The sequence below is a fragment of the Zoogloea sp. GDB6 genome (genome assembly GCF_056724105.1).
Map to the genome: position 1 here is coordinate 1,962,949 of NZ_CM161497.1, position 21,559 is coordinate 1,984,507.

The 21,559-nt window shown below is 62.6% G+C and carries 25 protein-coding genes; 17 read left to right on the plus strand and 8 right to left on the minus strand.

The features are described from left to right. Positions 1-150 precede the first annotated feature (150 nt). From ndk to AC1PQG_RS08975, 16 genes are all read left to right on the plus strand, one after another. Complete coding sequence (gene ndk, locus AC1PQG_RS08900) at positions 151-576, plus strand: nucleoside-diphosphate kinase (protein WP_481122219.1); 426 nt, start codon at positions 151-153, stop codon at positions 574-576. A gap of 45 nt (positions 577-621) precedes the next feature. Beyond that, positions 622-1,725 (plus strand): dual-specificity RNA methyltransferase RlmN, encoded by a 1,104-nt coding sequence (gene rlmN, locus AC1PQG_RS08905; RefSeq protein ID WP_481122220.1) that lies wholly within the window; start codon positions 622-624, stop codon positions 1,723-1,725. Continuing rightward, positions 1,725-2,516: a type IV pilus biogenesis/stability protein PilW gene (gene pilW, locus AC1PQG_RS08910; RefSeq protein WP_481122221.1), complete on the plus strand. Its 792-nt coding sequence runs from the start codon at positions 1,725-1,727 to the stop codon at positions 2,514-2,516. Before rlmN ends, pilW begins: the two co-directional genes overlap by 1 nt. 38 nt (positions 2,517-2,554) lie before the next feature. Continuing rightward, complete coding sequence (locus AC1PQG_RS08915) at positions 2,555-3,493, plus strand: RodZ domain-containing protein (RefSeq protein WP_481122222.1); 939 nt, start codon at positions 2,555-2,557, stop codon at positions 3,491-3,493. A gap of 16 nt (positions 3,494-3,509) precedes the next feature. Then, on the plus strand, positions 3,510-4,760 hold the full coding sequence (gene ispG, locus AC1PQG_RS08920; protein ID WP_481122223.1) for a flavodoxin-dependent (E)-4-hydroxy-3-methylbut-2-enyl-diphosphate synthase: 1,251 nt from the start codon (positions 3,510-3,512) through the stop codon (positions 4,758-4,760). Positions 4,761-4,790: 30 nt separating this feature from the next. Further along, positions 4,791-6,086 carry a histidine--tRNA ligase gene (gene hisS / locus AC1PQG_RS08925; protein ID WP_481122224.1) on the plus strand — a complete coding sequence of 432 codons (1,296 nt, stop codon included), beginning with the start codon at positions 4,791-4,793 and terminating at the stop codon, positions 6,084-6,086. Further along, positions 6,073-6,726 carry a YfgM family protein gene (locus tag AC1PQG_RS08930; RefSeq protein ID WP_481122225.1) on the plus strand — a complete coding sequence of 218 codons (654 nt, stop codon included), beginning with the start codon at positions 6,073-6,075 and terminating at the stop codon, positions 6,724-6,726. Before hisS ends, AC1PQG_RS08930 begins: the two co-directional genes overlap by 14 nt. Then, positions 6,723-7,862: an outer membrane protein assembly factor BamB gene (gene bamB, locus AC1PQG_RS08935; protein ID WP_481122226.1), complete on the plus strand. Its 1,140-nt coding sequence runs from the start codon at positions 6,723-6,725 to the stop codon at positions 7,860-7,862. The genes AC1PQG_RS08930 and bamB overlap by 4 nt, the downstream gene beginning before the upstream one ends. A 15-nt stretch (positions 7,863-7,877) precedes the next feature. Next, a complete protein-coding gene (gene der, locus AC1PQG_RS08940) occupies positions 7,878-9,206 on the plus strand; it encodes a ribosome biogenesis GTPase Der (RefSeq protein ID WP_481122227.1) in 1,329 nt (442 codons plus the stop codon). Between the two features lie 100 nt (positions 9,207-9,306). Continuing rightward, complete coding sequence (gene hfq / locus AC1PQG_RS08945) at positions 9,307-9,549, plus strand: RNA chaperone Hfq (protein ID WP_079434940.1); 243 nt, start codon at positions 9,307-9,309, stop codon at positions 9,547-9,549. A gap of 51 nt (positions 9,550-9,600) precedes the next feature. Continuing rightward, a complete protein-coding gene (gene hflX, locus AC1PQG_RS08950) occupies positions 9,601-10,734 on the plus strand; it encodes a GTPase HflX (RefSeq protein WP_481122228.1) in 1,134 nt (377 codons plus the stop codon). A gap of 57 nt (positions 10,735-10,791) precedes the next feature. Continuing rightward, positions 10,792-12,057 (plus strand): FtsH protease activity modulator HflK, encoded by a 1,266-nt coding sequence (gene hflK, locus AC1PQG_RS08955; RefSeq protein WP_481122229.1) that lies wholly within the window; start codon positions 10,792-10,794, stop codon positions 12,055-12,057. After that, positions 12,057-12,968, plus strand: coding sequence for a protease modulator HflC (gene hflC / locus AC1PQG_RS08960; protein WP_481122230.1), 912 nt, complete (start codon positions 12,057-12,059; stop codon positions 12,966-12,968). Before hflK ends, hflC begins: the two co-directional genes overlap by 1 nt. Positions 12,969-12,973: 5 nt before the next feature. Next, on the plus strand, positions 12,974-13,159 hold the full coding sequence (locus AC1PQG_RS08965) for a DUF2065 domain-containing protein (RefSeq protein ID WP_481122231.1): 186 nt from the start codon (positions 12,974-12,976) through the stop codon (positions 13,157-13,159). Positions 13,160-13,173: 14 nt separating this feature from the next. Next, positions 13,174-14,328: an ATP phosphoribosyltransferase regulatory subunit gene (locus tag AC1PQG_RS08970; RefSeq protein ID WP_481122989.1), complete on the plus strand. Its 1,155-nt coding sequence runs from the start codon at positions 13,174-13,176 to the stop codon at positions 14,326-14,328. A 4-nt stretch (positions 14,329-14,332) separates the two neighbouring features. Beyond that, on the plus strand, positions 14,333-15,643 hold the full coding sequence (locus tag AC1PQG_RS08975; RefSeq protein ID WP_481122232.1) for an adenylosuccinate synthase: 1,311 nt from the start codon (positions 14,333-14,335) through the stop codon (positions 15,641-15,643). Between the two features lie 159 nt (positions 15,644-15,802). On the opposite strand, the gene AC1PQG_RS08980 is transcribed toward AC1PQG_RS08975, so the two are convergent. The 8 genes from AC1PQG_RS08980 to ompR are packed head-to-tail and all read right to left on the minus strand — an operon-like array spanning position 15,803 to position 21,025. Next, on the minus strand, positions 15,803-16,582 hold the full coding sequence (locus AC1PQG_RS08980; RefSeq protein ID WP_481122233.1) for a peptidylprolyl isomerase: 780 nt from the start codon (positions 16,580-16,582) through the stop codon (positions 15,803-15,805). Between the two features lie 32 nt (positions 16,583-16,614). Beyond that, complete coding sequence (locus AC1PQG_RS08985; RefSeq protein WP_481122990.1) at positions 16,615-16,869, minus strand: BolA family protein; 255 nt, start codon at positions 16,867-16,869, stop codon at positions 16,615-16,617. A 5-nt stretch (positions 16,870-16,874) separates the two neighbouring features. Next, complete coding sequence (locus AC1PQG_RS08990; RefSeq protein ID WP_481122234.1) at positions 16,875-17,174, minus strand: YciI family protein; 300 nt, start codon at positions 17,172-17,174, stop codon at positions 16,875-16,877. Continuing rightward, complete coding sequence (locus AC1PQG_RS08995) at positions 17,174-17,710, minus strand: septation protein A (protein WP_481122235.1); 537 nt, start codon at positions 17,708-17,710, stop codon at positions 17,174-17,176. The genes AC1PQG_RS08990 and AC1PQG_RS08995 overlap by 1 nt, the downstream gene beginning before the upstream one ends. A gap of 52 nt (positions 17,711-17,762) precedes the next feature. Next, complete coding sequence (locus tag AC1PQG_RS09000; protein WP_481122236.1) at positions 17,763-18,167, minus strand: group II truncated hemoglobin; 405 nt, start codon at positions 18,165-18,167, stop codon at positions 17,763-17,765. Next, entirely contained in the window at positions 18,151-18,891 is a 741-nt protein-coding gene (locus AC1PQG_RS09005) for an MBL fold metallo-hydrolase (protein WP_481122237.1), read from the minus strand. The genes AC1PQG_RS09000 and AC1PQG_RS09005 overlap by 17 nt, the downstream gene beginning before the upstream one ends. Before the next feature lie 16 nt (positions 18,892-18,907). Beyond that, positions 18,908-20,260, minus strand: coding sequence for a sensor histidine kinase (locus AC1PQG_RS09010; RefSeq protein WP_481122238.1), 1,353 nt, complete (start codon positions 20,258-20,260; stop codon positions 18,908-18,910). 36 nt (positions 20,261-20,296) lie between these two features. Then, positions 20,297-21,025 carry an osmolarity response regulator transcription factor OmpR gene (ompR, locus tag AC1PQG_RS09015; RefSeq protein ID WP_481114687.1) on the minus strand — a complete coding sequence of 243 codons (729 nt, stop codon included), beginning with the start codon at positions 21,023-21,025 and terminating at the stop codon, positions 20,297-20,299. A 196-nt stretch (positions 21,026-21,221) separates the two neighbouring features. Here ompR and AC1PQG_RS09020 point away from each other — a divergent pair, with 196 nt between their 5' ends. After that, positions 21,222-21,548, plus strand: a complete 327-nt coding sequence (locus tag AC1PQG_RS09020) for a hypothetical protein (RefSeq protein ID WP_481122239.1) — start codon at positions 21,222-21,224, stop codon at positions 21,546-21,548. Positions 21,549-21,559: the final 11 nt, after the last annotated feature.

The window sequence follows — 21,559 nt, forward strand, 5'->3', positions numbered from 1 at the left end:
GCCCCTTGGTCTGCCGGCCGCTTCGTGCCGCCTTCCCTTTCGCTTCCGTTCTGCCATGTGAGCCGAAAAAAGCCGAATTGACGCATCAACCTGCTAAAATTCCAAGCTTTCGGTTTTTCGACCATCCTTTGTCTCACTGGAGCTAGCAACATGGCTATTGAACGCACCCTCTCCATCATCAAGCCCGATGCCGTCGCCAAGAACGTGATCGGCCAGATCTACGCCCGTTTCGAAGCCGCTGGCCTCAAGGTCGTTGCCGCCAAGCTGGCCTACCTGTCCGAGCGTGAAGCCGGCGAGTTCTACGCTGTTCACAAAGAGCGCCCCTTCTTCAAGGATCTGGTCTCCTTCATGACCTCCGGCCCCGTGATGATCCAGGCCCTGGAAGGCGAGGACGCGATTGCCAAGAACCGCGAACTGATGGGCGCCACCGACCCGAAGAAGGCTGCTCCCGGCACCATCCGCGCCGACTTCGCCGAGTCCATCGACGCCAACGCCGTGCACGGCTCCGACGCGCCTGAAACCGCTGCCGTGGAAGTCGCCTTCTTCTTCCCGGGCATGAACGTTTACAGCCGTTGATGATCTCTACCAGCGGGGCGGAACTCCTCCGTCCCGCTGGTCTGGATGGAAATACACGTGGTCAATCTTCTCGATTTCGATGCCGAAGCCCTCACCGAATGGTTCGTCCAGCAGGGTGAGAAGCCGTTTCGCGCCAAGCAGGTGCTCCGTTGGGTCCATCGTTTCGGCGAAACCGACTTCGAGCAGATGACCGACGTCGCCAAGTCGCTGCGGGCCAAGCTCGCAGCGACGGCCTGCGTCATGCCCCCCGTACCGGTACGCGACAGCGTTTCAACGGATGGCACGCGCAAGTGGCTGCTCGACGTGGGCAACAGCAATGCGGTGGAAACGGTGTTCATTCCCGAGACCAACCGCGGCACGCTGTGCATCTCGTCGCAAGCCGGCTGCGCCCTCGACTGTGCGTTCTGCTCGACCGGCAAGCAGGGCTTCAACCGCAATCTCACGGCTGCCGAGATCATCGGCCAGTTGTGGCTGGCCAACCGCATGCTGGGCGCCAATGGCGACGGTGAGCGGGTCATCAGCAACGTCGTGATGATGGGTATGGGCGAGCCCCTTGCCAATTTCGACAATGTCGTCTCGGCGCTCAAGCTGATGCTCGACGACAATGCCTACGGACTTTCCCGGCGGCGCGTGACCGTGTCCACCTCCGGCATTGTGCCGGCCATGGACCGACTGCGCGACGCCTGCCCGACGGCGCTGGCGGTGTCGCTGCATGCATCCAACGATGCGCTGCGCGACCGACTGGTGCCGATCAATCAGAAGTATCCGCTACGTGAACTGATGGCCGCCTGTCGGCGCTATCTTGAGAAGGCTCCGCGCGACTTCATCACCTTCGAGTACGTCATGCTCGATGGCGTGAATGATTCCGACGCCCATGCCCGGGAACTGATTGCGCTGACCCGCGATGTGCCTTGCAAGTTCAATCTGATTCCCTTCAATCCGTTCCCGAATTCGGGCTTTGATCGTTCCCCCGCGCTGCGGATCAAGCAGTTTGCCGAGATCCTCATCGATGCGGGCATCGTGACGACCACCCGCAAGACCCGTGGTGATGACGTGGATGCGGCTTGCGGCCAGTTGGCCGGGCAGGTCAAGGACAAGACGCGCCGGACGGCCACCCGAGTTGTACCAGTCGTGGAGGTGCGCTCCTGATGCGTCGCTGGTGTGCGTTGGGATTGTTGGCGCTCTTGCTCGGCGGGTGCGTCGCACCCTTGCCCTCTGGTGAAACGGACAAGCTCGAGCGCCCGATGGTTGATCAGCCGGCGACTACGGATGCCCGGCGCAAGGCCAAGATCCACGTCGAGCTGGGGCAGGCTTATTTTCAGGTTGGCCGGTATGGTGTCGCGCTTGACGAAGCGCGTGCCGCAACCAACTACGACTCGGGTTATGCGCCGGCCTTCCAGTTGATGGGCATGGTGCACATGTTCCTGCAGGAGAACCAGATCGCGGCGAGCAATTTCGAGTACGCGATGCGGCTGGCCCCCGGTGACCCGGAGATCATGAACAGCTATGGCTGGTTCCTGTGCTCCACGGGCAACGAGACTTCAGGGCTGGAATTGCTCACCAAGGCAGCACGTAATCCGTATTACCAGACGCCGACCCGGGCGTACGCCAACGCTGGCCTGTGTCAGCTGCGGCTGAAGAACGATGCCGCCGCCGAGCAGCAGTTTCAGCGAGCGCTGGAGGCGGATAACGGCAATATGCAGGCCTTGTTTCATCTGGCCGAAATCACTTACCGGCGAGGGGCTTACGAGGCATCGAAGCGTTACCTTGCCGTGTTGAATCAGGGGGGGGAGCCGACTGCGGAGAGTCTGTGGCTGGCGATCCGCATCGAACGCCGGCTGGGGAACAGGGCTGCCGAGGCCGGCTTCGTCCAGCAGTTACGGCGCCGTTTCCCGGAGTCGCCGGAGTATCAGGCTTTCTTGCAAGGGCAGTACCAGTGACAGATTCTCAAGCACTTCCGTCCTCGGCAGTACCGGTTGTGACTGACATCTCCGCGGGGGAAACCCTGCGTCGGGCTCGCGAAGCGCAAGGTTTCAGCCTCGCGGAAGTGGCGAATGCGCTGAAACTGAACGTTCGGCAAGTTGAAGCGTTGGAGGCGGGGCGTTTTGACGATCTGCCCGGTCTGGCCTTCACTCGAGGCTTCCTGCGCAATTACGCGCGCCTGTTGAAGCTGGATGTGGCCCCACTGCTGGCTCATGTAGATCGACCTGGCGATGCGGCGGCAATGGAGCTTACGCCTGCTTCGAACGCCCACGGAGACATCCCGCAGGCGGGGCGTGGCCGCTTCCGAAAATCCATTCTGCCCGGGGTCCTGGCCGCAGCGGGTCTGTTTGGTGTGGTTGTGGCAGGGTGGTATTTCGATACACAAAAGAAGGTGGTCGAGAATGTGACGGTGCAGGCGCCGTCCGTGACCACTGAGGGGGCGCAGGGTGCCCCGGCACCTCAGGCCCAGAACGTGCCACCCGCCGTGGCGGCTCCCGCGCCTGTCCAGCCCTCCGAAACTGCCACGTCTCAGGTCATGCCGCCTCCTGGTGCAGAGCCCCGCGAAGGTGCGGCGCCCGTTGTAACACCTGCCGCGCCGGCCCCCGCAGCCGTGGCCCCGATCCCGACCACCCTGCCGCAGCCCCCGGTTGAGAAAGCCGTAGAAGCCACGCCGGCCAAGCCGGCCGGGGCGAGCGGAGCCGATCAGCTCGTTTTCGAGTTTTCTCAGGACGCGTGGGTCGAGGTGAAGGATCGAAATGGCAAGATCCTGTTGTCCCAATTGGGTAAGGCCGGCGTACGTCGTGAAGTCAGCGGCAATGCCCCATTCTCCCTGGTGGTAGGCAATGCCCGTTATGTCAAGTTGCAGCGCAATGGCGTGCCGGTGGAGCTGACCCACGACACCAAGGTGACGGTGGCCCGTCTCAAGCTCGAATAACCAGGCGCATTCATTTATGGATCTACTACTTTCGGGGCGCGCTTGCGCCCGCCGTCAGACCCGTCAGGTTCGCGTCGGCCATGTGTCGATCGGTTCCGGTGCCCCCGTCGTCGTGCAGTCGATGACAAATACCGACACCGCTGATGATTTCGCGACCACGATGCAGGTGGCCCAGCTGGCGCGTGCCGGCTCCGAGCTCGTCCGGATCACCGTCAATAACGACGAAGCGGCCAAGGCCGTGCCGAAGATCCGTGAGAAGCTGCTGGCGATGAACCTTGATGTTCCGCTGGTCGGCGATTTCCACTACAACGGGCACAAGCTGCTGGCCGACAATCCGGCCTGCGCCGAAGCCCTCGACAAGTTGCGCATCAATCCGGGCAATGTGGGGCAGGGAGCCAAGCGCGATACCCAGTTTGCGTCCATCGTCGAGATGGCTTGCAAGTACGACAAGCCGGTACGGATCGGCGTCAACTGGGGCAGCCTCGACCAGTCGGTGCTGGCGCGAATCATGGACGAGAATGCCAAACGGGCCGTGCCGCGCGACGCCGGCGCGGTGATGCGCGAAGCGCTGGTCACCTCGGCGTTGGAGTCCGCGGCGAAGGCCGAGGAGTACGGTCTGGCCGGTAACAAGATCATCCTGTCCGCCAAGGTCAGCAGCGTGCAGGACCTGATCGCTGTTTACCGCGACATGGCGGCTAAGTGCGATTACCCGCTGCATCTGGGCTTGACGGAAGCCGGCATGGGCTCGAAGGGCATCGTGGCGTCGACGGCGGCCCTCGCCGTGCTGCTGCAGGAAGGCATCGGCGACACGATCCGCGTGTCCCTCACGCCCGAGCCCAATGGCAGCCGGACCCAGGAAGTCATCGTTGCGCAGGAGATCCTGCAGACGATGGGCTTGCGCGCGTTTACCCCGATGGTCACGGCCTGCCCGGGCTGTGGCCGCACTACCAGCACGCTGTTCCAGGAGCTGGCATCCGACGTGCAGTCCTTCGTGCGTGACAACATGCCGGTCTGGCGCGATCAGTACGATGGCGTCGAGAACATGAGCCTGGCGGTGATGGGCTGCATCGTGAATGGCCCCGGCGAAAGCAAGCATGCGAATATCGGCATTTCCCTGCCGGGCACCGGCGAGTCGCCGGCGGCTCCTGTGTTCGAAGACGGGGTGAAGACCCTGACTCTCCGGGGTGACAACATCGCCAATGAATTCAAGGCCATCATCGAGAACTACGTGGCCCGCACCTATCCCCGCAAGGGCGCCGCGGCTTGATCCGCGCGTTACAGAAAAACAAAAGGAATTATGAGCAAGACCCTCCAGGCCGTGCGCGGGATGAACGACATCCTGCCCGACGAAGCAGAAATCTGGGAACAATTCGAAGAGATCGTCCGCAACTGGTTGCATAGCTACGGCTATCGCCCGATCCGCATGCCGCTGGTCGAGCCGACCCCGCTGTTCAAGCGAGCCATCGGTGAAGTGACGGACATCGTCGAGAAGGAAATGTACTCCTTCGAAGACGCCCTAAATGGCGAGCATCTGACCCTGCGTCCGGAAGGCACGGCGTCCTGCGTGCGGGCGGCGATCCAGCACAATCTGCTGTTCAGCCAGCCGCGCCGGCTGTATTACCACGGCCCGATGTTCCGCCACGAGCGTCCCCAGAAGGGGCGTTACCGCCAGTTCCACCAGGTCGGTGTCGAGGCGCTGGGCTTCGAAGGGCCGGATATCGACGCGGAGCACATCCTTATGTGCGCGCGCCTGTGGGACGACCTCGGCCTCGACGATGTCAAGCTGGAGATCAACTCGCTCGGTAGCAGCGAGGAGCGGGCGGCCCACCGGGCGGCCCTGATCGCCTATCTGGAACAGCATCAGGCCCGGCTGGACGAGGACGGCAAGCGTCGTTTGTATACGAATCCGCTGCGCATCCTCGACACCAAGAATCCGGATCTGCAGGACATCGTGGAAGCCGCGCCCAAGCTGGCCGATTTCCTCGGCGAGGAGTCGATCAAGCACTTCGAGGGCGTCCAGGCTGTGCTGAAGGATGCCGGCCTGCCTTATCGCATCAACCACAGGCTGGTGCGTGGGCTGGACTACTACAACCGCACCGTTTTCGAGTGGGTCACGACCCGGCTCGGCGCTCAGGGCACCATCTGTGCCGGCGGCCGTTACGATGGTCTCGTCGCCCAATTGGGCGGCAAACCGGCGCCGGCAGCGGGCTTCGCGATGGGCGTCGAGCGCCTGCTCGCCCTGTGGCAGGAGAGCGGCGGCCAAGCCGAGCGCGTCGTGCCCGACGTCTATCTGGTTCACGCTGGCGAGGCGGCCCAGCGCGCTGCTTTCCGGGTTTCCGAGATGTTGCGCGGCACCGGTTTTTCGGTGACCCAGCATTGCGGTGGCGGCAGCTTCAAGTCTCAGATGAAACGGGCCGATGCGTCCGGTGCGCCGTTTGCCGTGGTGATCGGCGATGACGAGGCCGCCGTCGGTGAAGTCAGTCTCAAGCCCTTGCGCGACGGTGGTGAACAGCTTCGTGTTCCCATGGAAGTGCTCCCCGAAACTCTGGCGGATCGCCTAATCGAATCGGAAGAAGACGATGGCAGCATTTGACCTCGAAGAACAAGAACAGCTTTCCCAGATCAAGGGCTGGTGGGAGCAATATGGCAAGCTCGTGACGGCGGTGGCGATCATCGCCGCGCTGGCGTCGGTGGTTTGGCAGGGTTGGAACTGGTACGTCCGCAAGCAGAGTGCGGAGGCCGCCACGCTGTATGAGGCCGTCCAACAAGCGGCTGCCGAGCATAATCCCCAGAAAGCCCGCGAGGCCGCTGGCACGCTGATCGACAAGTACAGTGGTACGGCCTACGCCGACCTTGCGGCTTTGCTGTCCGCCAAGGCCCAGGTGGAGTCGGGCGATCTGAAGAACGCTCGTGTACCGCTGTCCTGGGCAGCCGAAAAGGCCAACGACCCTGCGCTGCGGGGCTTGGCGAAGCTGCGCCTGGCCACCGTTTTGGTGGATGACAAGGCATACGACGAAGCCTTGGCTCAGCTGAATTCCGTGCCCGACGAAAACCTGGCTGCCCGCTATGCCGATCTGAAGGGAGACATCCTGGTCGCCCAAGGGAAGCCTGCAGAGGCTCGCATCGCCTACAAGGCGGCAGTGGACGCGCTTGGCACCGCATCCAAGGTTGAGGCTGCAACCCTGCGCGAGATTGCCCAGGCCAAGCTGGATGCGCTCGGGGGTGCTCAATGAACAAGCTTCGTCCGGGTTTTGTCGCGGTTCTGGCGTCCCTGAGTCTGGCTGCATGCTCCACATGGAACCCCTTTGCGTCGGGTGACGGCAAGCTGCCGGCGCTCAAGCCCCTGAGCAACCCGGTTCGTATCGCCGAGGTGTGGCGGGCGAGTGTCGGCGATTCAGGGCCTTTTGTGCTGCAGCCCGCATTGTCCGGAGATGCAGTGTTTGCCGCTGGGCGTGATGGTAAGGTGGTGAAGCTCCAGGGCGGGAAGACCGTCTGGAGAACCGATGTGGGTGTCACCGTATCCGGCGGGGTTGGCAGCGATGGGCAGCTCGTTCTGGTTGCTTCGCCAAAGGGCGACGTGATCGCATTGGACGGTGCCACCGGCCAAGTTCGCTGGAAAGCGAAGGTCAATGCGGAGGTGCTTGCAGCGCCAGCGGTTTCGGACAGTATCGTCGTCGTGCGGAGTGCCGACAGCCGCTTGTTCGGCCTTGAGCCGAGCACCGGCAAGCAGCGCTGGGTGTATCAGCGGGCAACTCCGGCGCTGGCCTTGCGTAGTTCGGCCGGTGTGGTACTGGATGACAAGCTGATCCTGGCGGGCTTTCCCGGTGGCAAGCTGGCAGCGGTCAACCCTGCCAATGGTTCCCTGATGTGGGAAGGCACCGTCGCCATCCCGCGCGGGGCCACCGAACTCGAGCGGGTGGCCGATATCACCAGCCTGCCCGTAATGAATGCCCGCGCGACCTGCGCCGTGGCTTACCAGGGGCGGGTTGCCTGCTTCGACATGTCCAATGGCTCCACACTGTGGACGCGGGACCTGTCCAGTTCCCGCGGTCTCGATCTGGATGAGCGCCATGTCTACGTGACCGACGAAAAAGGGGCGGTGCACGCCCTCGACATCGCCAATGGTGCGAGTGCCTGGAAGCAGGATCAACTTGCCGGCCGTTCGCCCGGTCGTCCCCGCGTCATGGGTGATCATGTGATCATCGGTGATGGCTTCGGAGACATCCACGTGCTGCGTCGTGATGACGGCACACTGATCGGTCGTGTCCGGGTCGTGTCCAGTGCCATTGCAGCCGATCTGCAGCGTGCAGGTGGCGATGTCGTGGTGCAAACCCAGAATGGCACAATCTACGCCCTCGGCGTGCAATAACGGAGTCGCTGACGCGTGAAACCCACTCTTGTCCTGGTTGGACGCCCTAATGTGGGCAAGTCGACCTTGTTCAACCGCCTCACCAAGACCCGCGATGCCCTGGTGGCTGATTTTCCGGGTCTGACCCGTGACCGCCGCTACGGCCTCGGCCGTGCGGCTGAGCGCGAGTTCCTCGTTGTGGACACTGCTGGTTTCGACCCGGTGGCGAAGGAAGGCATCGTCCATGAAATGGCCAAACAGGCTGAACAGGCCATCGCCGAAGCCGATGCGCTGCTGTTCATGGTGGATGCCCGCGCCGGCCTGACGCCTCACGACGAACAGATTGCCACCCGGCTGCGCCGTGCTGGCCGCCCGACCTTCCTCGTCGTCAACAAGGCGGAGGGCATGAACCGCTCGATGGTCTCGGCCGAATTCCATGCGCTGGGCCTCGGTGATCCCCTGTGTATTTCGTCGGCCCATGGCGACAACGTCAATGCGCTGATGGAGTTGATCCTCGAGAACTTCCCGCTGGATCCGGAGGACGACGAGGAGGCTGGCAAGGGGCCACGTGTGGCTATCGTCGGCCGTCCCAACGTGGGCAAATCCACGCTCGTCAATACGCTGATCGGCGAAGAACGCGTTATTGCCTTCGACATGCCCGGCACCACGCGGGATGCGATCGAGGTGCCGTTCGAGCGCAATGGCCGGAATTACACCCTCATCGACACGGCTGGCCTGCGCAAACGCGGCAAGGTCTTCGAGGCAGTGGAGAAATTCTCGGTCATCAAGACCTTGCAGGCGGTTGAGCAGTCCAATGTGGTGGTGCTGGTGCTCGACGCCAGCCAGGAAATCTCCGAGCAGGACGCTCATATCGGCGGTTTTGTCGTCGAAGCCGGCCGAGCGCTGGTGGTTGCCGTCAACAAATGGGATGCCATCGACGACTATCGTCGCCAGCGGGTCAAGGAAGACATTGCCCGCAAGTTGCCCTTCCTGGGGTTCGCGCGTTTCCTGTATGTCTCGGCCTTGAAGGGGCAGGGCATCGTGCCGATGCTCAAGTGTGTCGATGGCGCCTACGAGGCGGCGATGACCAAGCTGTCCACGCCCAAGCTGACGCGCCTGCTGCTCGACGCCGTGTTGCGCCAACAGCCGCCGAGGCACGGTGGGTTCCGTCCGAAGATGCGCTATGCGCACCAGGGCGGCATGAATCCCCCGGTGATCGTGATTCACGGCAGCGCCCTGGATGACGTGTCCGCGTCTTACGTCCGCTACCTTGAGCGGACTTTCCAGGAAGCGTTCAAATTGCAGGGGACGCCATTGCGGATACAATTCAAATCTTCGCACAACCCCTACGCGAACAAAGACTAAGTAACCTGTTCTCCACACCTGCGAGCCGATGCCTGCCTGATGCGGCGGTGCAGCAAAAGGCTCTATAATTATTCCAAACTAAAACCATAGAGGTTATGACATGAGCAATAAGGGGCAACTCCTGCAAGATCCATTTCTCAACGCCCTGCGTCGTGAACACGTCCCCGTTTCGATCTATCTCGTGAACGGCATCAAGCTGCAGGGGCAGGTCGAGTCTTTCGACCAGTACGTCGTTCTGCTGAAGAACACGGTGACCCAGATGGTCTACAAGCACGCCATTTCCACCGTCGTGCCGGCCCGTCCCGTCAATATTCAGCAGGAACAGAACGAGGCTGCGAGCTGAGTTCCGTGACCGTCCGGCCGCAGTGCGGCCTATTCCGATCCGGGTTCGCGTGTGTTTGACCGGCCTTCCACAGGAACCCGCGCGCTTCTGATTCAGGTCGATTTTGGTCAGGGCAGCATTGAAGAGCGCTTGTCCGAAATCGGCCTGCTGGCCAGCAGTGCTGGTGCCAGCGTCGTCGGTGTCGTCCAGTGCCGCAGGCAGGCGCCCGATCCGGCGCTCTACATCGGCAAGGGCAAGGCCGATGAGATCCGGATGGCCGCGCAGCTCAACGAGGCCGATATTGTCATCTTCAATCATGACATTTCGGCGGCACAGCAGCGCAATCTGGAGCGCGTGCTGGAGCGCCGAGTCATCGATCGTTCCGCGCTGATCCTCGACATCTTCGCGCTGCGTGCCAAGAGCCACGAGGGCAAGCTGCAGGTCGAACTGGCCCAGTTGCAGCACCTTTCCACGCGTCTTGTCAGGGGCTGGACTCACCTGGAGCGCCAGAAGGGCGGTATCGGCCTGCGCGGCCCCGGCGAGAAGCAGCTTGAAACCGACCGCCGCCTGCTCGGTGAGCGCGTCAAGCTGCTGAAGTCCCGTCTGACCCAGCTCGAGCGCCAGCGTGGCGTGCGTCGCCGCGCCCGGGAGCGCCGCGACGTGCTCACCGTGTCTCTGGTGGGCTATACCAACGCGGGCAAATCGACACTGTTCAATGCGCTGACCAAGGCCGGCGCTTACGCGGCCGATCAGCTGTTCGCCACCCTGGACACCACGTCACGACGACTTTTTCTCGGGGATGCCGGGAACATAGTGCTCTCGGATACGGTCGGATTCATTCGTGACCTTCCCCATTCCCTCGTCGCGGCTTTCCACGCCACGCTCGAGGAGACGGTGGCAGCGGACGTGCTGCTGCATGTCGTCGATTCATCGAGTGAGGACAGGGAAGGGCAGATTGCGGCGGTCAATGCGGTACTCGAGGAAATCGGTGCCGGCAGCCTCCCCCAGATCCAGATCTGGAACAAGATCGACGCGACTCTGGCCAGTCCGGAGGTCCAGCGGGATGCGTGTGGTAATATCTCGCGCGTTTTGCTTAGCGCCAGGACGGGTGAGGGGCTCGGTTTGCTGCGGCAAGTGCTGTCCGATATCGCACTTGCTCACAAGGCGCCATTGGCTGCCACGTCGGAAACTCAGGATTCAGTGTGACGAATCCTTCCCATCACCTTCCCGGAGCGGATTTTTACTGTGATCACAGGCATTCTCATGTCTCTCAACGATCCCAAATGGGGTAACCGCGGCGGTGACAACCGCGGCGGCGGCGATGGAAATCAGGGACCTCCCGATCTGGAGGAGCTCTGGCGTGACTTCAACCGGCGTCTGTCCGGCATGTTCGGGCGTGACTCCGGCCGTGGTAATGGATCGGGCGGAGACGGTGGCAATCGCAGTCCCGATTTCAACATGCGCCAGTTTGGTGGCGGCATCGGCCTGATTGCCGCTTTTGCGGTGGTCGTGTGGCTGGCCAGCGGCTTCTACATCGTCGACGCGAGCCAGCGCGGCATCGTGCTGCAGTTCGGCCGCTTCCAGGAGGCCACTGAGCCAGGATTGCGTTGGCGCCTGCCTTATCCGATTCAGACCCATGAGTTGGTTAACCTGACCGGAGTGCGCACGGTCGAGATCGGCTATCGCGGCTCGGAGCGCAACAAGGTGCTCAAGGAAGCCCTGATGCTGACGGACGATGAGAACATCGTGAACATCCAGTTCGCGGTGCAATACATCCTGAAGGATCCTCAGCAATATCTGTTCAATAACCGCAACTCCGATGATTCGGTGATCCAGGCCGCGGAAACGGCGGTGCGCGAGATCGTTGGCAAGAGCAAGATGGATTTCGTGCTCTACGAAGGCCGCGAGCAGGTTGCCGCCAGCGCCCAGAAGCTGACCCAGGACATCCTCGATCGCTATTCGACCGGTATCCAGGTCAGCAAGGTGACGATGCAGAATGCCCAGCCGCCAGAGCAGGTCCAAGCGGCCTTCGACGATGCGGTGAAGGCCGGCCAGGATCGCGAGCGCCAGAAGAACGAAGGTCAGGCCTATGCCAATGACGTGATTCCGCGTGCCCGTGGTGCTGCCTCCCGTCTCATCGAGGAGGCGGACGCCTACAAGGGGCGGGTCGTCGCCCAGGCCGAAGGTGACGCGTCGCGCTTCAAGCAGGTTTACACCGAATATGCCAAGGCGCCGGAAGTGACGCGTCAGCGCATGTACATCGATACCATGCAGCAGATCTTCTCCAACACCTCCAAGGTCATGGTGGATGCCCGCAGCAGTGGGAATCTGCTGTACCTGCCGCTGGACAAGCTGATTCAGCAGACGACAGTGCCGGCTGCTACGCCGGCGGCCGAGCCGGTGCAGACCAGTCGTCCAGTGTCCTCGCCGACGACTGAGAGCAATATTGCTCCGCCGCGTGCCGATGCTTTGCTGGGAGAGTCCCGCACCCGTGAGGCCACTCGTAACCGTGAGCGGGGAGAGCGCTGATGCGTGAACGACTGCCATTGATTTTCGGTGCCGCCCTGTTCGGTGTGGCTGTGTTGTCCATGTCCTTGTTCACGGTCGATCAGCGCCAGCATGCGTTGGTCTTCCAACTTGGCGAGGTGAAGGGGCAGATCAGCGAGCCGGGCCTGCATTTCAAGATTCCCCTGATCCAGAACGTCCGCTATTTCGACAAGCGCATCCTGACGATGGATACCTCCGAGCCGGAGCGTTTCATCACGTCGGAAAAGAAGAACGTCCTTGTTGACCTCTTCGTGAAGTGGCGCATCGTCGACCCTAAGCTCTACTATGTCTCGGTAGGGGGCGATGAGACGCGTGCCCGCACGCGCCTCGAACAGACGGTCAACGCCGGTCTGCGCGAAGAATTCGGCAAGCGCACGGTGCATGAGGTCGTTTCCGGTGAGAGGGAGAAGATCATGGACGAGATGCGTGTGAAGGCCGACCTCGATGCCCGCAAGATCGGCGTGCAGATCGTCGATGTCCGCCTCAAGCGCGTTGACTTGCCAGTGGAGGTTTCCGAGTCCGTTTATCGTCGCATGGAGGCGGAGCGGAAGCGGGTGGCCAATGAATTGCGCTCCCAGGGTGGTGCCGAGGCGGAAAAGATCAAGGCCGACGCGGACAAGCAACGGGAAGTGATCATCGCCGAAGCCTACCGTGATGCGCAGAAGGTCAAGGGTGAAGGTGATGCCAAGGCTTCCGCGATCTATGCGCAGGCCTTCGGCCAGAACCCCGAGTTCTTTGCCTTCTACCGCAGCCTTGAGGCTTACCGGAGCAGCTTCAAGAGCAAGTCGGATGTGATGGTCGTGGAGCCCAACTCCGAGTTCTTCAAGTATCTCAAGAGTGCGGGCGGGCGGGCTGCTGCTGCCAGTAGCGAGTCCGGGAAGAGCAAGAAGTAATAATAATGGGGCGTTCGCTCATTCTCGCCTTCGCACTGATGCTGGTGCTTGAAGGCGCTGTGCCCTTTGTCGCGCCCGCCCTGTGGAGGGAGACTTTCGCCCGTCTGATCCGCATGGCGGACGGGCAGATCCGTTTTGTCGGCCTCGGCTCTATGCTGCTGGGCCTCGTTGTTCTATTCGTTTTTTCGTAAGGCGCTACCCCATGTTGCGTTGGGTTCTACCCGAATATATCCAGGACGCTTTGCCCGCCGAAGCGGCCAAGCTGGAAGATCTGCGCCGTCGTCTGCTCGACGCCTTTCGTCTCAACGGTTATCAGCTCGTCGCGCCGCCCCTGCTCGAATACCTGGAGTCCCTGCTTACTGGTGCCGGTCAGGATCTCCAGCTGAAAACTCTCAAGCTCGTCGACCAGCTTTCCGGTCGTACGATGGGGGTGCGGGCCGACATCACGCCTCAGGTCGCGCGCATCGATGCGCACCTGCTCAACCGGAAGGGCGTTGCCCGCCTGTCTTATTGCGGCAGCGTTGCGCACGCAGTGCCGTCGTCGCTGACGGCAACCCGCGAGCCGCTCCAGCTGGGGGCCGAGATCTACGGCCACGCCGGCCGGGAGGCCGACGCGGAAGTGATCCGTCTGCTCGCCGAAGCGCTGCAGGCCGCCGATGTGGGTACGTCGCGCATCGATCTCGGCCACGTGGGCCTTTTCAAAGCGTTGGTGGCCAAGGCCGGTATCGGCGCGGAGCGAGAGGAGCCGCTGTTCGATTGCCTGCAGGCCAAGGATCTGCCGGGTTTACGCGATCTGCTGAGCGGTGTCGCCGACGATGTCCGCGAAGCCCTGCTGGCCCTGCCGACCCTGTATGGGGGCGCCGAGGTGCTCGCGCGTGCCCGCGAAATCCTGCCGGCCGACACTGAAATCGCGGCTGCGCTGAGTGATCTCCAGTGGCTGGCCGATGAGCTGGAAGGTCTGCCCATCAGTTTCGATCTGGCTGATCTGCGTGGCTATCATTACCACAGCGGGGTAGTCTTCGCGGCTTACGGCGGCAAGTCGCCTGTCGCGCTCGCCCTCGGCGGGCGTTACGACAGTGTAGGCCGGGCTTTTGGCCGCGGTCGTCCGGCTACCGGTTTCAGCCTGGATTTGCGCGAGCTTGCGGCGCAGGTTGCCGACCCCGTATTGCCGGGTGCCGTCCTGGCTCCGGGCGGGCGGGATCCGCAGCTCCAGGCGGCCATCGCCGCCTTGCGCGACAACGGCGAAAGCGTAGTGATTGAATTGCCCGGCCATGTCGGCACGTGGCGCGAGGCCGGCTGTGACCGGCGTCTGGTTCTGCGGGGCGGTGCCTGGCAGGTTGAACCGCTTCAGGGAGAGTAAATAGATGGCAAAGAACGTTGTGGTTGTTGGCACCCAGTGGGGTGACGAAGGCAAGGGCAAGATCGTCGACTGGCTGACCGATCAGGCCCAAGGGGTTGTCCGTTTTCAGGGCGGCCACAATGCCGGTCACACGCTGGTCGTCGGCACCACCGAGTACAAGCTGAATCTCGTGCCGTCCGGCATCGTGCGTGAAGGCGTGCAGTGCTTCATCGGCAATGGTGTGGTCCTTGACATCCACCATCTGCTGGCCGAGGTGCGTGGCCTTGAGGCCGGCGGCATCAAGGTGCGCGAGCGTCTGAAGATCAGCCCGGGCTGCCCAATTATCCTCGGCTACCACTCGGCGCTGGATCGCGCCCGCGAAGCGAAGAAGAGCGCTGGCGACAAGATCGGTACCACCGGCAAGGGCATCGGCCCGACCTATGAAGACAAGGTCGCCCGCCGCGCGCTGCGCGTGTACGACCTGTTCCATCCGGAGCGCTTCGCCGAGAAGCTGAAGGAGAACCTGGATTATCACAACTTCGTGCTGACCCAGTATCTGGGTGCCGACCCGGTGGATTTCCAGACCGTCTACGATCAAGCCCTGGCCGACGCGGAAGAGATCCGTCCGATGGTCACCGACGTGTCCGCCGATCTCTACGCGATCAACAAATCCGGTGGCAACCTGTTGTTCGAAGGCGCGCAGGGCACGCTGCTGGACATTGACCACGGCACCTATCCCTTCGTGACCTCCAGCAACTGCGTGGCCGGTCAGGCGGCGGCGGGCAGCGGCGTTGGCCCTGGCCGTCTGCATTACGTGCTGGGCATTACCAAGGCCTACTGTACGCGTGTGGGGGGCGGTCCGTTCCCGACTGAGCTGGACTTCGAAACCGCCGGCACGCCGGGTTACCAGATGTCCACCGTGGGCCGCGAATTCGGTACCGTGACTGGGCGCAAGCGTCGGTGCGGCTGGCTGGATCTGGCTGCGCTGAAGCGTTCCATCATCATCAACGGCGTTTCCGGCCTGTGCATCACCAAGCTGGACGTGCTGGACGGCCTGACGGAACTCAAGCTGTGCACCGGCTACATGCTCGACGGCAAGCGCGTGGATCTGCTGCCGATGGGGGCTGAGGAGGTGGTTCGTTGCGAACCCATCCTCGAAACGCTGCCCGGTTGGAGCGGCACGACCTTTGGTGCGCGCACCTGGGATGCGCTGCCGCCCGAAGCGCGCGCCTATCTGCACCGCATCGAGGAGATCTGCGAAATCTCCATCGACGTGATCTCCACCGGTCCCGAGCGTGACGAGACGATCCTGAAGCGCCACCCCTTCGGCGCCTGATCGACGTTTCCGGCTTCCGGCTTGGCCCGGATGGTGTCGTCTCTGGTGGACGGTGTCATCCGGGCCAATTGCCTTTGTTGAGCCGGGGCCGCAGGACGAAAGGCAAACAAAAAGCCGACGGTTTCCGTCGGCTTTTTGTCATCTGCGTGGCAGCGTTTGTTACTTGATCGCCGCCTTGCTGCGCAGCTCGGCGATGTGACGTTCCACGCGCTGCTGCTCGAGGCGTTGCTTGATCTGCCCCTTCACCTCGTCGAAGCTCGGTGCCTTCAGGGCCCGGCTGTCCTCGAGCTTGATGACGTGATAGCCGAAATCGGTCTTCACCGGGGTGGTGGTGATCTTGCCCTTTTCGAGCTTGGTCAGCGCGTCGGCGAAGGGCTTGACGAAGCCTGCCGGATTGGCCCAGCCGAGATCGCCGCCCTTGTCCTTGGAGCCGGGGTCCTTGGACTGCTTGGCGAGCTCTTCGAACTTCTCACCCTTTTCGAGCTTGGCGATGATGGCCTTGGCTTCGTCTTCCTTCTCGACGAGGATGTGGCGTGCCTTGTATTCCTTGTCACCCAGCTGGGACTTGATCTTGTCGTATTCGGCCTTCACTTCGGCGTCGGTGACCGGATGGCTCTTCACGAAGTCTTGCAGGTAGGCGCGGATCAGCACGGCCTGACGGGCTAGCTCGACTTGGGCCTGAACGGCGGCGGATTTTTCGAAACCCTTCTTGCGGGCTTCCTGGGCGAGCACTTCGCGACGCACGAGTTCTTCCTTCACGGCGTTGCGAAGCTGCTCGGAGTCGGGAGCGCCCTGGGACTTCTGCTCGGAGATCATCACGTCAGCGCGGGCCTGGGGAATGGCCGTGCCGTTGACCGTTGCCACGTTCTGGGCAAAGGCGGGAATCGCGATGGTGGCTGCGAGGAGGGACAGAGCCAGGCGGCTCGGGATGATCTTCATCAGTTTTCCTTGCTGGTGGAGCGGGTTGAAATTCAACTCTCGTCGGGTGTCCTGGCCTGAATGGCCAGGGCATGGATCTCCCGGCGCATGAGGTCGCCGAGGGTGTCGTATACCAAGCGGTGGCGGGCGACCGTATTCTTGCCGCTGAACGCTGCAGATACGATGGTGAGCCGGTAATGGCCGCCACCGGAACGGGCGCCAGCATGACCTGCGTGCAGGTGGCTGTCATCGATCAGTTCGATGGCGGACGGTGCCAGCACGGCAAGCCGCTGGCGGATGTCGTCCATGACGCTCACGGCAGGACCTTCTTGAAGGGCTTGACGGTGCACCGCACGAAGACGCCGGTGGTGGCGTAGGGGTCGGCGGCGGCCCAGGCTTCGGCGTCGGCCAGCGAGGGGAATTCGGCAACGATGACGCTGCCGGTGAAGCCGGCCGGGCCGGGGTCGGGAGAGTCAACTGCCGGACAGGGGCCGGCCAGTACGAGGCGGCCTTCCGCCTGCAGGGCCTGAAGGCGTGCCAGATGCTCGGCGCGCACGGCCATGCGCTTGTCGAGGGAGTTGGGGGCGTCTTCGCCGATCAGGGCATACAGCATTATTTGGGTTCCTCTTCGATGTAACGGGACAGCAGCATTCCCTGGGCCAGCACGAACACGAGCATCAGGCCCATGCCGCCGAAAAGCTTGAAGTTGACCCAGGTGTCTTCGGAATAGTTGTAGGCGACGAACAGATTGATGACACCCATCACGCCAAAAAATGCGGCCCAGGCCAGGTTGAGCCGGCCCCACAGCCGGTCGGGCAGTTTCATCTGGGCCTCGAGCAGGCTGCGAATCAGGTTCTTGCCAAGAAATTGTGCGGAGAACAGCAGGGAGCCGGCAAAGAACCAGTACAGCACGGTAGGTTTCCACTTGATGAAGGTCGGGTTCTGGAAGAACAGCGTGGCGCCCCCGAAGAGGGTGACGATCACGAGGCTGACCCACAGCATGGTGTCTACCTTACGGTGGCGGAACCAGACCCATCCGATCTGCGCCACGGTGGCGGCGATGGCGACTGCCGTTGCAGCAAAGATGCCGGCAAACTTGTAGGCAATGAAGAAGAGGATGATCGGAAACAGGTCGAAAAGAAATTTCATCAGCGCAGAAATCAGGGAAGCAAGGCGGGAAAGGCTTTCGTTGGCTTGTTCGTCAGCCGAGGTCGACGCGGTTGCGCATGTGATCGGCGAGGCCGAGGATGGCTGCCCACAGTTTGTCTCTCAACGGACCTTGGGGGAGGCATTCGTCGAAGGCGGTTTCCATGCACATCAGCCACTGATCACGTTCCCGGCTCGCGATTGCAAACGGAAGGTGGCGCGCACGCAGGCGGGGATGGCCGAATTCCCGCTCGTAGAGCGGCGGTCCGCCGAGCCAGCCGGTGAGGTACTTGAACAGCTTTTCTTCCGAACCGGACAGATCCTCGGGGTGCATCTGGCGGACATCCCATGCTTCAGGCAGGGTGTCCATGAGTTCGTAGAAACGATGGACGAGGCGGCGGATGGTTTCTTCGCCGCCGAGTTCGGTGTAGGGGGTCAGAGGTTCAAGCTCCATGGACATCCAACTCTCCAGGACGACCGCAACGCAGATTGGCAGGTAAGGCTTCATCCATCATGCGTGGCGGGGGCAGGCCAAGACTGGCCATCAGATCGATGAATTCTTGTCGATTGCGCCCGGCCAGGCGCGGATTGCTGCCCTTTTCTTGGCTGATGCTGGAGACCCGTGCGCCGCGGTAATCGTGGCCGGGATAAACCAGGGTTTCTTCCGGGAAGGTGAACAGGCGTTCGGTGATGCTGTCGTACAGCTGGCCCGCGTCACCGCCCTGAAAGTCGGTGCGGCCGCAGCCGCCGATCATCAAGGCATCACCCGTGAAAAGGCGGTCGCGCCAGTGGTAGGTGACACAGCCCGGCGTGTGCCCCGGTGTGGGAATGACTCGGATGACTTCGTTGCCGAAGACGATGGTGTCGCCGTCGCCCACAGTGCGATCGGCACAGCCAACGCCGCCGCCGGTGCTGATGACGCTGCGGGCGCCGGTTACTTCCCGCAGGCCGGCCGAACCGGTGATGTGGTCGGCATGCACATGGGTTTCCATGACCCAGACCAGCCGGAGTTCCTGCTCCTGCAGAAAACTGATGTAGGCCCCGACGTGCTCCTTGACCGAGTCGATGATGACCGCATCGCCGGTCACTGGGTCGGCCAGGAGATAGCTGAGCGTGCAACTGCTCGGATCGAAGAACTGGCGGAACAGGATCATGGGTGTGGCGCCGACAAAACGGGATAGCATCGATTCTAGCTTCAACTCAGGCTTTTGTTGTGGCTCGCAGGTGAATGCTGGCCGTCAGCCCGCCGCCCTGTCGAGGCGCAAGGCGGAATTCACCGTTCTGGCCACGGACGATGCGGTCGACGATGGCCAGGCCGAGTCCCGATCCCTTGGTGTTGCTACGGGCGGATTCGAGGCGTGTGAATGGGCGTTTGACGCGTTCGATATCGGCTTCCGGAATGCCCGGGCCGCGATCGAGCACGCGGATCGTCGGCCGACCCTGGTCCGAACCGATTTCCAATTCGGGGGGAGAGCCGGCGTAGCGCAGTGCGTTCTCGATCAGGTTCGTTATTGCCCGCCGCAGGGCCTGCGGCCGCGCCGCCGCGGTGACGTGCCCGATGCTGCGGAGTTCCAGCGTGTAACCGCGGCGGGCATACAGGGTGACTAGTTCGGCAGCCAGTTCGGAAAGATCGAGCATGGTTAGCGCTTCACCGCCGTCCAGTTTCGAGAACTCCAGGAACTGGCCGATGATGCGGTCCATATCCTCGATATCGGAGACCATTGCATCGATATCAGCCGGGTCGGCACCGCACATTTCGATGCCCAGGCGCAGGCGGGCCAGTGGCGTACGCAGGTCGTGGGACACGCCGGCCAGGATGAGGGCCCGGTCTGCATCGAGCTGTTGCAGGTCATGGGACATCTGGTTGAAGGCGTGGGCCAGATCCGACAACTCGGTAGGGCCGCTTTCGCTGAGTTGCGGTGGAACCTCGCCACGGCCGACGGTACGTGCCGCGGCCGCCATGGCTTTGAGAGGCAGGCTTAGGCGCGAGACAATTACGTAGGCCCCCAGCGTGGCGAGGCATAGGGCTGCGGCGCCCCACCACATCCACTCCAGTGCGTGGGGGCGGATGATCCGTTCGCTGGGCAGCATGACCCAGAACTCCATGCTTTCGGATGGAGGGTCGTCGTCCAGTTTGAAGCTGACCCAGAATCCCGTCAGACCTTCCCAGGCAGACGCGAAGCGGGTTTCCACACCGAGTTGTTTGCGGACGTCGGTGATGACCATCCGCATGATCGCCGTGTCTTCCAGCGGCTGTACCTTGTCCTGGGCTTCTGCGGGGTAGATGCGGATGCCTTCCAGGGTGGCGAGGTCGAGCAGCAGGTCTTTGCGCCGTGCCGGGTCGGCGTTGAGGAGGGCGGTACGGGTCAGGTTGATGATGCTGATGACCGTCTGGGCGGTTTGACGTGCTCGGCTGGCCTGGTCGAAGTGGCTGAAGATCGCCGACCACACCGCCACGGAGGCCAGCATCAGCGCCGCCACCACCAGAAAGATGCGCCACAGCAAGGTGCGGGGCGCGGCGTGGAGCAGGGTGCGGTAGCGGGCGGGTGCCATGGTGCGACGGACGGGCAGGAGCGTGCGCTCCTTGCGTCACTGGGAATGCTTGTTGCCGTCCGGTACGAAGACGTAGCCGAAACCCCACACGGTCTGGATGTAGCGGGGCTTGCCGGGGTCTTCCTCGATAAGCTTGCGCAGGCGGGAGATCTGCACGTCGATGGAGCGGTCGAACACATCGTATTCGCGGCCGCGGGCCAGTTCCATCAAGCGATCCCGCGAGAGCGGCTGGCGGGGATGTTGCAGCAGCACCTTGAGCAGTGCGAATTCACCGGTGGTGAGCAGGGTTTCCTCGCCGTTGCGGATCAGCATGCGGGTGCCGAGCTGAACGACGATCTGGCCGAAACGCACGTCCTCATCGTCGGCTGCTGGTGCGCCGGGGGGCGTCTGCGGCTGGCGGCGCAGCACAGCGTTGATGCGGGCCACCAGTTCGCGCGGGTTGAAGGGCTTGGGCAGATAGTCGTCGGCACCCATTTCCAGGCCGACGATGCGGTCCACGTCATCGCCCTTGGCGGTGAGCATCACGATCGGAATGCCGTTGTTGGTGCCGCGCAGGCGCCGACAGATGGACAGGCCGTCCTCTCCCGGCAGCATGAGGTCGAGCACCATCAGATCGAAGTGTTCGCGCAGCAGCGCGCGATCCATCTGCGCTGCGTCGGCCACTGTCTTGACGTTGAAGCCCTGTTCGCCAAGGTAACGTTTCAGCAGGTCGCGCAGGCGAAGGTCGTCGTCGACGACGAGGATGCGAAAGCTCTCTTTTTCCATGGGTCGAATGCTAGCCGCTCGTGTGCAGGTCGGCTAGCGGGACAGTGAAAGACGTGGGTAAAGAAACGTAAGTGGAGTGACAGGCCTAACATTCCCTTACAAAGCGTCGCACCTCGGGTGGCCTGGCCTGCCAGAATCAAATCGGCCCGCTTCCCGGAGATGCCTGAATGATTGCGGCCGGGTTAGGATAAGCGCCATGTGCAATGAAACCACTTTGCAGAACAAGTCTGGTCGCGGCCCGCGCTTGACGCTGGGGTTGTTGCTGGTGGGACTGCTGGCCACGGGGGCCGCCGCAGCCCAGGGTAACGAGCGTCTGGGACCTTTCCTGCGCCAGTATGCGGCTCCGCAAGACCGTCAGGGGAGGGAAATGCCGGCCTTTTCTGCGGAGCCCGTGCGGCGTCAGGACGTCGACGAGAATCGTAATCCCCGCCGCTGGTCTCCCGAGGAGCGACGCCAGTTGCGCCGCGATGTTCACGATGCGGGCCGGGATGTCTACGGCGACCGGCATCGTCGTCCGGACTGACTGCGAGCGAC

What these genes read in the sequence shown, in the direction of transcription:
- ndk (WP_481122219.1), top strand. Translation starts at nt 151, where the DNA reads ATGGCTATTGAACGCACCCTCTCCATCATCAAGCCCGATGCCGTCGCC.
- rlmN (WP_481122220.1), top strand. Translation starts at nt 622, where the DNA reads ATGGAAATACACGTGGTCAATCTTCTCGATTTCGATGCCGAAGCCCTC.
- pilW (WP_481122221.1), top strand. Translation starts at nt 1,725, where the DNA reads ATGCGTCGCTGGTGTGCGTTGGGATTGTTGGCGCTCTTGCTCGGCGGG.
- ispG (WP_481122223.1), top strand. Translation starts at nt 3,510, where the DNA reads ATGGATCTACTACTTTCGGGGCGCGCTTGCGCCCGCCGTCAGACCCGT.
- hisS (WP_481122224.1), top strand. Translation starts at nt 4,791, where the DNA reads ATGAGCAAGACCCTCCAGGCCGTGCGCGGGATGAACGACATCCTGCCC.
- AC1PQG_RS08930 (WP_481122225.1), top strand. Translation starts at nt 6,073, where the DNA reads ATGGCAGCATTTGACCTCGAAGAACAAGAACAGCTTTCCCAGATCAAG.
- bamB (WP_481122226.1), top strand. Translation starts at nt 6,723, where the DNA reads ATGAACAAGCTTCGTCCGGGTTTTGTCGCGGTTCTGGCGTCCCTGAGT.
- hfq (WP_079434940.1), top strand. Translation starts at nt 9,307, where the DNA reads ATGAGCAATAAGGGGCAACTCCTGCAAGATCCATTTCTCAACGCCCTG.
- hflK (WP_481122229.1), top strand. Translation starts at nt 10,792, where the DNA reads ATGTCTCTCAACGATCCCAAATGGGGTAACCGCGGCGGTGACAACCGC.
- hflC (WP_481122230.1), top strand. Translation starts at nt 12,057, where the DNA reads ATGCGTGAACGACTGCCATTGATTTTCGGTGCCGCCCTGTTCGGTGTG.
- AC1PQG_RS08965 (WP_481122231.1), top strand. Translation starts at nt 12,974, where the DNA reads ATGGGGCGTTCGCTCATTCTCGCCTTCGCACTGATGCTGGTGCTTGAA.
- AC1PQG_RS08975 (WP_481122232.1), top strand. Translation starts at nt 14,333, where the DNA reads ATGGCAAAGAACGTTGTGGTTGTTGGCACCCAGTGGGGTGACGAAGGC.
- AC1PQG_RS08980 (WP_481122233.1), bottom strand. Translation starts at nt 16,582, where the DNA reads ATGAAGATCATCCCGAGCCGCCTGGCTCTGTCCCTCCTCGCAGCCACC.
- AC1PQG_RS08985 (WP_481122990.1), bottom strand. Translation starts at nt 16,869, where the DNA reads ATGGACGACATCCGCCAGCGGCTTGCCGTGCTGGCACCGTCCGCCATC.
- AC1PQG_RS08990 (WP_481122234.1), bottom strand. Translation starts at nt 17,174, where the DNA reads ATGCTGTATGCCCTGATCGGCGAAGACGCCCCCAACTCCCTCGACAAG.
- AC1PQG_RS08995 (WP_481122235.1), bottom strand. Translation starts at nt 17,710, where the DNA reads ATGAAATTTCTTTTCGACCTGTTTCCGATCATCCTCTTCTTCATTGCC.
- AC1PQG_RS09000 (WP_481122236.1), bottom strand. Translation starts at nt 18,167, where the DNA reads ATGTCCATGGAGCTTGAACCTCTGACCCCCTACACCGAACTCGGCGGC.
- AC1PQG_RS09005 (WP_481122237.1), bottom strand. Translation starts at nt 18,891, where the DNA reads ATGCTATCCCGTTTTGTCGGCGCCACACCCATGATCCTGTTCCGCCAG.
- AC1PQG_RS09010 (WP_481122238.1), bottom strand. Translation starts at nt 20,260, where the DNA reads ATGGCACCCGCCCGCTACCGCACCCTGCTCCACGCCGCGCCCCGCACC.
- ompR (WP_481114687.1), bottom strand. Translation starts at nt 21,025, where the DNA reads ATGGAAAAAGAGAGCTTTCGCATCCTCGTCGTCGACGACGACCTTCGC.
- AC1PQG_RS09020 (WP_481122239.1), top strand. Translation starts at nt 21,222, where the DNA reads ATGTGCAATGAAACCACTTTGCAGAACAAGTCTGGTCGCGGCCCGCGC.